This window comes from Rhodococcus sp. MT28 (genome assembly GCF_058792695.1).
The window spans coordinates 1296903-1309717 of record NZ_JBXAFD010000001.1 but is presented as its reverse complement, the minus strand read 5'-3'; the positions used below and the strand labels follow the sequence as shown (position 1 = coordinate 1309717).

At 61.5% G+C, this 12815-nt stretch carries 12 protein-coding genes; 9 read left to right on the top strand and 3 right to left on the bottom strand.

What is annotated here, in order from left to right; all coding sequences use genetic code 11:
- Window positions 1–72: 72 nt before the first annotated feature.
- Window positions 73–1404 (bottom strand): MFS transporter, encoded by a 1332-nt coding sequence (locus AC1Q6C_RS06300; RefSeq protein WP_492666441.1) that lies wholly within the window; start codon window positions 1402–1404, stop codon window positions 73–75.
- A gap of 157 nt (window positions 1405–1561) precedes the next feature.
- Between AC1Q6C_RS06300 and AC1Q6C_RS06295 the strand changes: the two genes are divergently transcribed.
- The 3 genes from AC1Q6C_RS06295 to AC1Q6C_RS06285 all read left to right on the top strand — a co-directional run bounded on the left by AC1Q6C_RS06295 (window position 1562) and on the right by AC1Q6C_RS06285 (window position 4131).
- Window positions 1562–2725, top strand: coding sequence for an LLM class flavin-dependent oxidoreductase (locus tag AC1Q6C_RS06295; RefSeq protein WP_003940457.1), 1164 nt, complete (start codon window positions 1562–1564; stop codon window positions 2723–2725).
- Window positions 2726–2880: 155 nt separating this feature from the next.
- Complete coding sequence (locus AC1Q6C_RS06290) at window positions 2881–3411, top strand: hypothetical protein (RefSeq protein WP_492666440.1); 531 nt, start codon at window positions 2881–2883, stop codon at window positions 3409–3411.
- Between the two features lie 87 nt (window positions 3412–3498).
- Window positions 3499–4131: a hypothetical protein gene (locus AC1Q6C_RS06285; RefSeq protein WP_492666439.1), complete on the top strand. Its 633-nt coding sequence runs from the start codon at window positions 3499–3501 to the stop codon at window positions 4129–4131.
- 10 nt (window positions 4132–4141) lie between these two features.
- Here the strand turns inward: AC1Q6C_RS06285 and AC1Q6C_RS06280 are convergent, their stop codons facing one another.
- Complete coding sequence (locus tag AC1Q6C_RS06280) at window positions 4142–4657, bottom strand: CGNR zinc finger domain-containing protein (protein WP_003940315.1); 516 nt, start codon at window positions 4655–4657, stop codon at window positions 4142–4144.
- A gap of 25 nt (window positions 4658–4682) precedes the next feature.
- Here AC1Q6C_RS06280 and AC1Q6C_RS06275 point away from each other — a divergent pair, with 25 nt between their 5' ends.
- From AC1Q6C_RS06275 to AC1Q6C_RS06260, 4 genes are all read left to right on the top strand, one after another.
- A complete protein-coding gene (locus AC1Q6C_RS06275) occupies window positions 4683–4874 on the top strand; it encodes a hypothetical protein (RefSeq protein WP_039973125.1) in 192 nt (63 codons plus the stop codon).
- Window positions 4875–4977: 103 nt separating this feature from the next.
- A complete protein-coding gene (locus AC1Q6C_RS06270; RefSeq protein WP_162114574.1) occupies window positions 4978–6585 on the top strand; it encodes an AMP-binding protein in 1608 nt (535 codons plus the stop codon).
- A gap of 127 nt (window positions 6586–6712) precedes the next feature.
- Entirely contained in the window at window positions 6713–6997 is a 285-nt protein-coding gene (locus AC1Q6C_RS06265) for a hypothetical protein (RefSeq protein WP_003939785.1), read from the top strand.
- 38 nt (window positions 6998–7035) lie between these two features.
- Complete coding sequence (locus AC1Q6C_RS06260) at window positions 7036–7767, top strand: hypothetical protein (protein WP_492666438.1); 732 nt, start codon at window positions 7036–7038, stop codon at window positions 7765–7767.
- Between the two features lie 14 nt (window positions 7768–7781).
- Here the strand turns inward: AC1Q6C_RS06260 and AC1Q6C_RS06255 are convergent, their stop codons facing one another.
- Window positions 7782–9737 (bottom strand): ABC1 kinase family protein, encoded by a 1956-nt coding sequence (locus tag AC1Q6C_RS06255; RefSeq protein ID WP_492666437.1) that lies wholly within the window; start codon window positions 9735–9737, stop codon window positions 7782–7784.
- 350 nt (window positions 9738–10087) lie between these two features.
- Here AC1Q6C_RS06255 and AC1Q6C_RS06250 point away from each other — a divergent pair, with 350 nt between their 5' ends.
- Entirely contained in the window at window positions 10088–11416 is a 1329-nt protein-coding gene (locus AC1Q6C_RS06250; RefSeq protein WP_134929656.1) for a hypothetical protein, read from the top strand.
- A 106-nt stretch (window positions 11417–11522) separates the two neighbouring features.
- The gene (locus AC1Q6C_RS06245; RefSeq protein ID WP_054827031.1) at window positions 11523–12548 is read left to right on the top strand and encodes a hypothetical protein; all 1026 of its coding nucleotides are present in this window, start codon (window positions 11523–11525) and stop codon (window positions 12546–12548) included.
- The last annotated feature ends 267 nt before the right edge of the window (window positions 12549–12815 follow it).

Below are 12815 nucleotides of genomic sequence, written 5' to 3'. Positions count from 1 at the left end.
TGTCCTTCTTCGCAGGTATTTCTATGCGTATCTAGTAAATGTCCAAGAGAAGTGAATATTCAGGTGTGATCGCTACAGATGCAGATCACGCTTCCTGATCGCCGCAGTGGCGACGACGCTGATCGCCGAGGTGGCCACCAGATATCCACATGCCAGCCAGGGCGAACCGCCACTGGCGCCGATCAGTGCCGTCAGAATCAGAGGTGTGACGCCGGAGGCGTAGATACCCGAGAACTGGTAAACGACCGACAACCCGGTGTACCGGATTTCTGTGGGGTAGAGGCTCGCATACAGCGTTCCCTGGGCGCCGTAGAACAAGGCGTGAATCACTCCGAAGACCACGACCATCGCGACTCCGAAGAGCAGGAGATTCTCGGTACCGAACAGTGCGAAGGCGGGGAAGATCGCGAGGCCGTACGCGGCGATGCCCACGATGTAGACCCGTTGCGGGCCGAACCGATCAGTGAGTAAACCGGAAAACGGCAGCAAGATCGCCATCACTACTGCGGCCACGGTGACCACAAGAAGTACCGGAACCTTTTCGAAATGCAGAGTCTTGGTTGCATACGTGATTGCAAAGACGCCCCAGGTGTTGAACGCGGCGCCCTCGCCCCAGCGAGACAGCATGCCGAGTACGGTGTTTCGCGCGACTCTTCCTTGAAAGACTTCCCTGAGCGGGGCGGATGAGCGCTGTTCGAGGTCGCGAACGGCCTGAAATGCCGGCGTCTCGTCGACCTTCAAACGGACCACCAACCCCACGATCACGAGTACCAAGCTCAGAACAAAGGCTATGCGCCAGCCGAAACGGAGAAACTGTTCGTCGTCGAAGACCGTTTGAAGTAGTGCGAACATTCCTGTGCCCAAAGCCAAGCCGAGAGCCAGTCCGATCTGCGGGATGCTGCCGAATAGCCCGCGCTTCTTCTCCGGACTGTGTTCGACCGCCAGAAGAACGGCTCCGGCCCACTCACCACCGAGAGCAAATCCCTGCAGGATACGAAGCAGCAGAAGCAGAATCGGTGCAACGACCCCGATTTGAGCTGCGGTCGGAAGGACACCCATGAGCGCCGTCGCGATACCCATGATGAACATCGTGAGGGCAAGCGTTTTCTTGCGCCCGATGCGATCGCCGATGTGACCGAACACCACTCCGCCGATGGGGCGAACGAGAAAGCCGACCGCGAAGGTCGCAAAAGAGAGCATGGTCCCGACGAACGAACTCTGGTTCGGGAAGAACAGTTGGTTGAAGACCAGACTCGCGGCCGTTGCGTAGAGGAAGAAGTCGTACCACTCGACCGTCGTGCCGAGCAGGCTCGCGGCGACGACGGTTCTCAATCTGGATCGCCGCTCGTCGTCGGTCTCGTTCGAGAACGGTGAATTGTGCTCGACTTCGGCAAACGTGGTCATCGGAGCCCCCGGGTCGCGGTGCAAATTCACGAAGGTATCGCCGGAGCCGAAAGTGGGCACCCCTAGCGATCAGGGTGATTTCAACCCTGTTCTTCGAGGTGGACTGTGGTTGTAATGACAGAAGAGTTCTGCCTGTTCGTCGACGAAAGGAATCACCGTGTCACTGCGCTTCCACTGGTTCTTGCCTACTTACGGTGATTCCCGGAATCTGATGGCGGGTGGGCACGGCAGCTCGATGTCCGGTGATCGTCCGGCGACGCTGAAATACCTCAATCAGATCGGCGCGGCCGCCGAGACGAACGGCTTCGAAGCTGTCCTCACGCCGACCGGCGCGTGGTGCGAAGACGCATGGCTGACGACGGCGATGATGCTCGAGACCACCGAGACGCTCAAGTTTCTGGTTGCTCTGCGACCGGGATTGCTCAGCCCGACGCTGGCCGCCCAGATGGCCGCAACCTTCCAATGGCAGTCGGGCGGTCGTCTGCTGCTCAACGTCGTGACCGGCGGGGAGGACCACGAGCAGCGCACGTTCGGTGACTTCCTCGACAAGAACCAACGGTACGCACGATGCGGCGAGTTCCTCGACGTGATCCGCCAGTTGTGGTCCGGTAACGGTCCGGTTGATTTCTCCGGCGAGTACGTCAACGTGGAAAAGGCTACGCTGCAGCGTATTCCGGATCCGGTACCGCCCATCTTCTTCGGCGGATCGTCGCCGGCGGCCGGAACCGTCGCATCGCGTTACGCGGATACGTATCTCACGTGGGGTGAGACGCCGTCCGCTGTTGCCGCCAAGATCGCCTGGATCCGCGACCTCGCGGAAGTCCAAGGTCGTCACCTCGACTACGGAATCCGTCTGCATGTCATCAGCCGGGACACCTCGGAACAGGCATGGGCAGAAGCGGATCGGCTGCTCAGTGCGCTCGATCCGGCGACCGTCGAGCAGGCTCAGGCGAGTCTTGCGCGATCCGGCTCCGAAGGTCAGCGTCGAATGCTCGAATTGCACGGCGGCGGTTCGGCTTACAAGGAGGGCGTCGGAGCGAGGTCGCTGGAGATTGCGCCGAACCTGTGGACCGGCGTCGGATTGGTGCGAGGGGGTGCAGGCACCGCATTGGTAGGTTCGCACCAAGAAGTGGCTGATCGGATTGCCGAGTACGCGGCGATCGGCCTGGATCACTTTGTATTGTCGGGCTATCCCCATCTCGAAGAGGCGTATCAGTTCGGTGAGGGTGTGCGTCCGATCCTCGAAAAGCGTGGATTGGTAGCACCGCACGGTTCGGTCGGCGGACCGGTGCGGACGCCCTTCGTCTCCAGTGGGAACTGAGTCGAACAGCGAGCTCTTCGAGAAGGGGACGTTTGTCCCGATCTTTCGGGCACGGCCTCCCTCCGGGACTATTCACGCAATTCGGTCAGTAGATCCGTTCTAGGCTGCGCACTGTTGCCGAACTCAAGGCGCAGTACGAAAGGATCCTCGATGAAGTGGGCACGAGTGGAGTACGTCGCGTCGTGGGAACCGTGGCAGTCGCCGCTGCAACCGCGGCAGGCGTCGCGATGGTCAATCCTGCAACTGCGTCGGCCGAGGTGGTCCCGCCGGTCGTCTCGTACAAGGTGACCGGAAACGATCTGGCACTGACGATCACGAACAACAACACGGGCATTGCCCCGTTGTGCCAGGCGTTTGTCGTCAACGCCGCGGATTCTGCTGCTGTGCTTGATGATCCGCTCAAGCTACTCGATCCGAACCTTGTGGTGTACCCCAAGATCACCGACCCGTCCTCACTGTTCGCCGTCGGTAAGGGCCAGACGGTCACCAATACCGTGACCGATGTTCCGGACGGAACCTACGCCGTGCTCGGTGCCTGCTCCGATCTTCTCGATCTGGAGACGTTGGGTAAGCCTGTTCCTGGCGTGCCGAGCCTCGTTGTCATCGGTGGACCGTTCAGCGGCATCAATACCGGAAGCCTGAGCGACCTGTTCGGCAGCGGCAGCCTCGAAGGACTTTTCGGGTAGCTCACCGTCTGTCTCCCCAATTTTCCGACTGAGCGGTCTATTCTTCAGGCATCTGGTGATCTGACCGACTTGCCTGGAGGTTCGGAAATGCGAAGTCGTGGATTCAAACGCGTTCTCGGAAGCATTGTCGCGGCGTCGGCCGCCGTCGTGGGACTTGTTGTCATGACTCCGGCGACGGCGTCGGCAGCACCGGCGATTCTCCCGCCTCCGATGTCGGTGAGCGCAGCGGACAATGCGATCACCTTCACCATCACCAACCCGAACCCGCGGTTCAGCTTCATCAACTGCACAGTGGCGATCCTCAACGCCAGAGATGTCCCCGACGTGATTCGTGATCCGGCAAAGCTGCTCCAGTCCGGCGTGTTGGTGTATCCGACCGTCAGCAACATCCTCGATCTGTTTGCTGTTTCGCCTGGGCAGACGATCACGCGGACCGTCGGCAATCTGCCGGCCGGGGTGTACGCCGTTGCGGGAGCGTGCGTTCGACTGCTCGATCCGACCAACCCCACTATCGCGATTCCGCAGGCCGTTGTGGTCGGCGGCTGGTTCGAGGGCGCCGGAACCGGAAGTCTCTCAGGTTCTTTGGAGGACCTGGGATATAACACGGTCCAGGACTTGATCGACGCGTGGAATCGAATCAGCTCGGGAAGCAGCGGCGGCAGCTTCCAGTTCGACTACCAGGGTGGCTCGGATTTCGAGGTAGTGGGTCCCACGTCGTAGTCGGTCCGGCTCACTTGCGCGCGCGGTGGCGTCGCACCGCGTCGCGATTCGCACACGTGGGGGAGCAGTACCGCTGATTGCCGTTGCGTGAGGTGTCCGCGTAGATGTTGGTGCACTCGTCCAGGGTGCACCGACCTAATCTGTGCATTCCGCGGCCGACGAGGTGCAGCGCCGTGCCTACCGAGAAGAGGGCCTTGAGGACCTCGGCGAGCGACTGTTGCGGATCGCGGTAGTGCAGATGCCACCCGTCGTTTGCGTGGTTGGTCATGCGCGGATACGCCGACGCTTGCTCGAGCATGACGTTCACCAACTCGGCGCGGGCTGCCTCCTCCGTGACGTCGACGATTTTCGACCACTCGATCAGAAGGTCGAGGGTCTCGTCGAGGTCCTTCTCGGCGATGGGGAAATCGAGAATGATGCCTGCATCGACGCAGCGTTCGACGAGTTCGGCCAAGGTCTCGGGATTTCGATTGGCCAGGTCGGCGGCCAGCGTCACCGCATATTCGCCGTAAGGGTTGAGATGCACAATGCCATTACATCATGCTCGTCGTATGAAGAAAACAGATTTCGCGCCGATAAGTTGCATCCACCGCTGGGAGATCGAATCTCGGCATCGGACCAGCGAGGGGACGGTCACCTACCTGCGCTGCCATTGCGGGTCGTGGCAGACCTTGCTCGCCGAATGGGTGTCGGGCGGTGCGGGCTCGGCCGTCGCTGCGCCGATCAAGGTCAGGTCCAGGTAATGGTCAGCTAATCGCTCCGTTTTGCCTCGGGTGACATGGAACGTGTTCTAGATTCAGGGTTGTATGCCTCGGTATCGCGGCGCAGACTCTGAAAGGGAAGACGATGCAGTTCAACCTCGCTGATGTATTCGAAACCGTCGCCAGCTCGGTGCCTGATCGCGTCGCCTTGACTTACGAGGGAGAGAACTTCTCCTACGCTGAGCTGGACGCGGAAGCCAACCGAACGGCCAACCTGCTCGCGCAAGCCGGCATCTCGCGCGGCGATCATGTAGCCCTGTTCCTGAAGAACAGCGTCGAACATGTCACGTCGATCCTCGGGTTGATCAAGATCCGTGCGGTCCCGATCAACGTGAACTACCGGTACACACCCGCCGAGCTCGAGTACATCTTCACCAACTCCGACTCGGTCGCAGTGGTCGTGGAACTCCCCGAGCATCAGCGTGTCCTTGCTTCCCTTTTCGGTGCATGCCCGAAGGTGAAGACGGTGATCGTGATCGGCGAGGTCGAGGCCGACCTGGTCGCCGCAGCGAAAGCGCATGAAGTTTCCGTGGTTTCCTTCGACGACGCTCGCGAGATGTCACCGGTAGGGGAGTTCGATTCTCGTTCGGGCGACGACGTGTACCTGCTCTACACCGGCGGGACCACCGGATACCCGAAGGGCGTCATGTGGCGTCACGACGACTTCTTTCGTAAGCCGCTCTCCGGCGGAAATCCGTACGGCGAGGAAGCTCGACAGGACCTCGCCGAGATAGCCAGCGCTGCAAAGGAATTTCCGGAACTCTCGTTCCTCATTGCCGCCCCCCTCATGCACGGCGCAGCGTTGTATTCGCTGTTCACGTTCCTCACCCTCGGCGCGCGCGTGGTTCTACGACGAGAATTCGTTGCGGAGAAGGTCGTCGAAGCGATCGAGAAGGATTCGGTACAGGTGATCTTGATCGTCGGTGACGGCATGGGATTGCCGTTGGTCGACGAGATGGAACGACGCAAAGACGAGGTCGATTTCAGCAGTCTCTTCTCGATCACGTCGGGTGGTGCGATCTGGTCCACCAGCGTTCGGGATCGCATGCTGGCGGTGAAGCCGGACCTGCTGTTGCGCGACAACTTCGGAGCCTCCGAGTCCGGTAACGACGGCGCCTTCTCCATCGACGAGGCGGGGAATCTGCGAATGCCGCCCTCGCCGAACATGATCCTGGTCGACGAGCGGCTCGAAGAGATCCCCGCCGGCTCCGACGACGTGGGCTACATCGCGCGTATCGGAAACGTCCCGCTCGGGTACTACAAGGACGAAGAGAAGACCGCCCGCACGTTTCCGACCCGCGCCGACGGCACCCGCCTTTCGGTGCTCGGCGACATGGGCAAGGTCGAAGCGGACGGCACTATTGTCTTCCTGGGTCGTGGCTCGCAGTGCATCAACACCGGTGGCGAGAAGGTCTTCGCCGAAGAGGTCGAGGCCGCCCTTCACGCGCATCCGGCAATATCGGACGCACTCGTTGTCCCCGCGCCCGACCCGCGTATGGGGCAGCAGGTCGCAGCGGTGATCGCGACCTACCCCGGATCCGACGAGTTGACTCTCGAAGCGGTACAGGAACATTGCCGCAAGACGTTGGCCGGCTACAAGGTGCCGCGCACGATCGTGCTGGTCGATGAAGTCAAGCGAACCCCGGCCGGTAAGGCGGACTACCGCTGGGCGACGACACTGGCATCGACCTAGCAACGTGGAATGGGCGACGACGATCTTTCACACGGATTTCACCACGACATAAGAGACATACCGGAAAGATGGTGCAGAGTAAGTCGTTCGCGCCTTGCGTCGTCACTCCACGAAAGGGCCTTGTCTCATGCTCATCATCGGAATACTCCTGTTCGGGATCGTCATCGGAGCGGGAGCCCAGCTGATTCTGGGGAAAACGACCGCACGAGTGGACTGGACCTTCGCGTTCATCGCGGGAATCGGTGGTTCGCTGGTCGGCGGATTGCTCGTGAGTTTGATTGCAGGCGACGGATTATCATTGCGCCCGAGCGGCATCCTCGGGTCCCTTGCCGGCGCTGTCATCATCACCGCGGGGTGGCAGTGGTACCGCGGGAGGAACGCAACTACAACTACGCGTCCGTCTGATCGCTGATTTCCACAGTTCCGTCAGGAGACGGAGAGCGTCGACATATGACCGAACTACTCGATGAAGTCCTCACCGCACATGGCGGAGTCGAACATTGGCAGTCTGTTTCAGCGATCACGGCACGGGGACGTTTGGGCGGTCTGCTGCCTCAGCGCTTCCCCGGCAAGAAGCTGGCGAAGTTCACGGTCGAGGTTGAAGTCGCCGAGCAACGCACTGTCCTCCAAGACTTTCCGCGTGTCGGCGAGTGCGCTGTGTTCGACAAGGGCGTCGTGCGGATCGAAACTCGTGACGGCGAAGAACTCGGGAGTCGAACCGACCCACGTCCAGAGTTTTTCGGGTTGAGTGGAGTCCGGCGCAACCTCCACTGGGACGCGCTCGACACCGCTTACTTTGCCGGCTACGCCTTTTGGAACTATCTGAACGCACCGCTGCTGCTCGCCCGCGACGACATCACTGTCACCGAAGCCGAACCTTGGCAGGAATCCGGGCAGCAATGGCGACGACTACAAGCAACATTTGCGCCAGAAATCGACACCCATTGCCGGCAGCAGACCTTCTATGTCGACAACGGTGGCCTCATCCGCCGTCACGACTTCGTCGCCGAACCGGTAGGCAGCTGGGCGAAAGCTGCTCTCTACTGTGACCATCACCGTCAGTTCGACGGTCTCACCTTTCCCACTCGACGGCGCGTTCTCCCGCGGGGCCCAGGCAGTCGCGTTCTCTCGCGGCCGACCCTCCTGGCGCTCGACTTCGACGACATCGAGATCAAGCGATGAAAATCAGTTCTCGGTTACCTGTTGTCGAGTGTGAACAAACGGAACACGGTCCGCATGCACAGAACGACGCCGACGAAGCCCAGTACCGCACTCGCGAGTGCATAGCCCGACAGCTGAGGTGTGAGTTGTGGTCCGCCAGGTACGAACAGCAGGATCGCCGCGACGATCAGCGCGGTCACTCCCGCCGCCATACCCAGGGCGTTGTTCGCCGACCGTCGCAGCCATCGCCTGTCGTCGGGGTGTGCAACCGAGCGAGTGCGAAGTGTGAAGCTTCCCGAGGCGATCGAGGTCGCGATCTGGTCGAGCTGACCAGGCAGGCGCCTGACCACCGCGGTTGTGACCGTCGTCGTCGACAGGATGGCCTGCGCGGCTGCAGTCGGGTTGGCGACCTGGGTCAACAGTCGGGGTACTTCGGCCCGAACAGCAGCGACGAGGTCGATCTGCGGATCCAGGAGCCGGAGGGCGCGCTCCAAAGACGCGAGCGAACGGAAAGCGGCGGCGACGTCTCCCGGCACTCCGATTCGGTGTTCGCGAAGCACAGTGAACATTCGCGCGAACGATGCCATGGAAACATTGGGTTGGACACTGAGCAGGGTGATCTCTCGGCCCACCTGGTGACGTAGTGCTCCGCGATCAACTTCGGGCGGCACGTCGAATGCCATCAGCATCGCGTCGACTGTCGCCACCGGATCACCTGCGAGGGCAGCGTTGAGGAGCACGGCGAACAAGATCCGTGTCTCGCCGTCCAGAACCCCTACTGCGCCGAAGTCGAGGAGCCCGACCCGGCCGTCATCGAGGATCATGATGTTGCCGGGGTGCAGGTCCGCGTGAAACACGCCGTGGACAAAGATCCCGTCGAGCAACGACGCAAGAAGTTCGTTGGCGATGCTGCTGCGGGTGTCGCGGTCGAGGCCGGTGAGCGCCGACTCACCGTCGGAGAGCGGTGTGCCGTGAAGACGTTCCATCACGAGCACCCGTCCGCTACTGAGGTTGGGGTAGATGTGCGGAACGACGATATCCGGGCGGTTCGACATGGTGGAAGCAATCGCGCCGGTATTCGCTGCTTCGGTGCGGTAGTCGAGTTCCTCGAGCAGTGACGTGACGAGGCCCCCGGCGAGTCGGTGAACGCCGATATCGCGTGCCCAGGGAAAACGGGTCTCCGCGCGGGATGACACGCGAAGGAAGATATCGCAATCCACGCTCACTTGTGCGCTCGCCTCGGGCCGTTGAACCTTCACCACAACGTCGACGCCTTCAACGGTGCGCGCGGAATGTACCTGTGCGACAGAGGCGGCGGCGAACGGCTCCACATCGAACCATGCGAACACCGACTCTGGTGCGTCGCCGAGTTCCGATGCCAGTAGCTCCGCAATGCGGACTGGATCAGCCGGTCGTGCCGAACTTTGCAGAGACGAGAGAGTGCGAGCCAACTCGGGTGGTATGAGGTCGTCTCGCGTGCCGAGGATCTGTCCCAGCTTGACGAAAGTGACACCGCACCGGTTGATTACTTCCACCAGCGCGTCCCCGAACTGAGGCGCTGATGGCCCAGCACGGAGAGCCGGCCCGCCTCCCGCTCGCACGACGATGCCCATGATCTGGACGTATCGCTTGGTTCGTCGCCACGATTTGCGGCTGCGCTGCAATGCTTCTGGCGGTCCGGGGATGGACCCTGTTGGAAGGACAACTTCGAGGAAAACCAATGCGGCCAGGCATGCTGCGAACACCCAGAGCGCGACAACTCCGAAGAATATGAGCGCTGTTCCTACGCTCACCAGAAGTTGATCGTCCTGGCTGGCAATTCCTGCGAATGTCGCGGCGTAGCCCGAGAGTGGGACACCCACCGAGAGCGCTATCACCGCGATCACAAGTGTCCGTGGCCAACCGACCCTCGTCCCCAGCGTTCGTCGCATCACGCCCGCCAGTGCTGCTGCAAGAAATGGCGTCGTGACGATCCAGACCATCAAGTCCATTGCGATAGCGTACGGGTTTGCAATCTGCGATTCATCCAGGAAAACCCTGAGCCCACCCCGACTGACGGGTAACAAAGTCCGACAGTGCCCAAGCGTCGAACGTGCTCGGGCACTTTGGAGTTCATTCGCTCCGATGTCGACCCGTCCTGATCGAACGTCCAAAAAGAAGATAGTGCACCGCAGCAAAGAAACAATCACAGCGCACGGTGCGCTCAACCCTCGATCGCAGTGGATTATCGTCGAGGAGTTGCGCGATCGGCAGCCCTGAAATCGAACCAGTCGGGCGACCGTTGCGGTACACGATGCGGTTTCGCTGGTACCGTCGATGTCATGACTCTGCAGAAAGGCGCATGAGCGCCCACCTCCGGCGTAGGTTCCTGCGCCCTCGATATGTCTTCTTCGCCGCTGCTCACCTGTGGGTGGTCGACGAGCGTCAACCCGTTGCGGCACTGATTGATCCGCACACAGAATCGTTGGCGGGGTTGGTGGCGTGGACCGATCTTCCTCCGACCCCGCCGGGATTCGGCCCAGCACAGATCTCTGCCGACGAGTCCGGTTTGTGGATACAGAATCACCGCGACGGCCCTTTGGTTCACGTCGGTACCGACGGCATCGACCGGTCCGAATACACCGAAGGGCACCATCTGATCGGCGCGGGACGCGCCGGCGCCTGGTGTATGACGACTACACGCAGGCACAACGACATCTCACCCTCGCCGGATATTCCGCCACGGACGCTGAGGCGCAAACCGGCGCTGCTGGTGAGCAAGCCGGGTGGTGGGATGCGTCTGGTCGAAGTGGATGCCGCGGCGATCGTGTCGGCCGAGTTCGACGAATCCTCGCTCTATCTCGGTGTCGAGCACGATCCGTGGGAACGGGTGCCGCGCGTGGACGGCACGGGAGGAAAGCGGGCCGGGTTCGAGTTGCGTTACAGCTCATCGGTATTGCAGATACCTCTGCATGATCCGGCCCCGCTGCGCATCGACCGCAACACCTACCTGTGCGCGGAAAATCGGCAGGTCGGGTACGCCAGCGAGTATGCGGATGTGTCGTACAACGAAAACCATCGCCGCAAGCGCGCATTCGATGGCAACGTGCGCTGGTACTGGGGCAAAGACCCCATTGCGCGTGGCGCCACAACTGTACGGGCCTACCGTGGTGAGGTTCCGTCGCCGGTGACGACTTTGATGCTGCCCGGGATGGATGTCGCCCACGGGGTCGCAGGGGCCAGGAGGCTGTGGTTGGTCGCGAGGACCGCTACCCGTCCTGCCGGCGGTCGGTCGGTACTTTCCACCGGGGTCGATGGCGGCATCCATTCGCTGATCACCGGCGGCATCGACATCACCGATCGGTGCTGGCCTGTCGGGCCTGAGCCACTCGATCATCACGGGTACGTGCAGTACTGCCTGCGCGGTCTCGACCGAATGCGGTTCTCGGACAAAGTCGATCAGGTGAGCGCCACGTACGTCGGCCACTGGCCGAGCGGCCGGATCCATGTCCGATTCCGGCATCGTGACTACCCGGGACTGATGTTGACAGCTCGGCTGAATCTGTACGACGAGCTTGGTGTTCGTCTCGACAATCTCCTGTCCTACGCCTCGGCAGAGTTGAGGGAACAAGCCGACACCCGCGCCTACCCCGCGGCTTCCGAAGCGATCGCGGGAGTCCTGCATGTCTGAGCTGAGCGGCGCAGGCGATCGGGCCGGAAAGCTCACCGAAACCAGTGGGAGGCGCGTTGACCTAGGCCGCAGACGACCGATACCCGAATGCATAACGGAGGCAGTGATGACCGAATGGGTGCAGATGTTGGTGACCTTGGCCGACGGACCGCGGCAACCGGTCCACGGGGTCGTGGTCCCGTACCGCAATTCCGACGAACCGTTTCACTATTACTTCGGCAGCTACGGTGAAGAACCTGTGTTTCTTCCCGTTCGCCTCCCCGGCGTGCATCTGTATCGGTGGGGGCGCCGATCGAGGATCGAGTCACTCGACGGGCAGGTGATGTTCGTCAGCGACGGCACCACCGCTTGGGACTTCACCGCCGACCCAGACCAACCGCGCTGCACCGAACTCCATCACGTGCACTCGCCCGGCGCGGGCCGATACCTTGCGATCACCCCGCGCGTTGAGCATTGGGTCGGCAACGATCATTCACGCCCGACAGGGCCGGTCACAGACGTCGAGTTCCTCGGCCGTCGATGCTGGTCGGTGGATCTCGCCCCACGCGAGAGCCGGAATCTGCCGAAGCCGTCGCTGCGGCTTGTCGTCGACGCCGAAACCGGTGCGGTACTTGCCCAACACTCCGGCGACGGTATCGACGGCGCCGCATACACCGACCTCAGAGTGGGGGAGCACCTCGAACTCTCCCTGTTCACCTGGGACGGTCCGGTCACCACCGATGCAGAATCGAGGAGCCTCACCGGTCGCGGCGGGCCACCAGTAACGCCGGCGCAGGAGTCGATGAGCTGGTTTCATGAGGAGATCGCCGCCGAACCCATCAGGGTGCCCATGCTGACGGACCTGACCCCACGCTTCGTTCACTCGATCGAACCCGAAACCGGCGCATTCGCCGCAGAACTCGGTGATAAAGCGGGATGGATCGCCCGGAGGCCACGATCGAACCAGCCGTGGAAAACCAAGACTTACGGATATCAGATCGCCTGGTCTACAGAAGATTTCGACTGGGTCTGCCAGATTCACCACGGAACACTCGACACCGCCGGGATCGAGTCCCTACAGCAGCAACTACACCCCGGCCTATCGGTAGTGGGCACGCCTGAACTTGTATTCGGCGGTTCGAACGGCGACTGAGACTGAGGGCGATAGGCACTCTTCAAGGAGAACGGGCATCTGGCAGCGTCATCGAACATGGCCGGAAACTTGCTGCACTGCCCACCGCGGCGACGAACGCACCTCCGCCGGTCCCGGTGTTCGACAACGATTCGGTGTGGATCGGCCCTGATTCAGTGTGAATTGTGATGGTGCCGAACGGTATACCCTTGATCGCTGCCCGAACGATTGCCGATTCACCATTGGTGGTCAACTTGCAGCCAATCTGCGCGCACTGTTTGTCAGCGG

Coding starts and splice junctions, on each gene's coding strand:
- AC1Q6C_RS06265 (WP_003939785.1), top strand. CDS start 6,713: ATGCTCATCATCGGAATACTCCTGTTCGGGATCGTCATCGGAGCGGGA.
- AC1Q6C_RS06245 (WP_054827031.1), top strand. CDS start 11,523: ATGACCGAATGGGTGCAGATGTTGGTGACCTTGGCCGACGGACCGCGG.
- AC1Q6C_RS06270 (WP_162114574.1), top strand. CDS start 4,978: ATGCAGTTCAACCTCGCTGATGTATTCGAAACCGTCGCCAGCTCGGTG.
- AC1Q6C_RS06250 (WP_134929656.1), top strand. CDS start 10,088: ATGAGCGCCCACCTCCGGCGTAGGTTCCTGCGCCCTCGATATGTCTTC.
- AC1Q6C_RS06275 (WP_039973125.1), top strand. CDS start 4,683: ATGAAGAAAACAGATTTCGCGCCGATAAGTTGCATCCACCGCTGGGAG.
- AC1Q6C_RS06285 (WP_492666439.1), top strand. CDS start 3,499: ATGCGAAGTCGTGGATTCAAACGCGTTCTCGGAAGCATTGTCGCGGCG.
- AC1Q6C_RS06255 (WP_492666437.1), bottom strand. CDS start 9,737: ATGGACTTGATGGTCTGGATCGTCACGACGCCATTTCTTGCAGCAGCA.
- AC1Q6C_RS06260 (WP_492666438.1), top strand. CDS start 7,036: ATGACCGAACTACTCGATGAAGTCCTCACCGCACATGGCGGAGTCGAA.
- AC1Q6C_RS06300 (WP_492666441.1), bottom strand. CDS start 1,404: ATGACCACGTTTGCCGAAGTCGAGCACAATTCACCGTTCTCGAACGAG.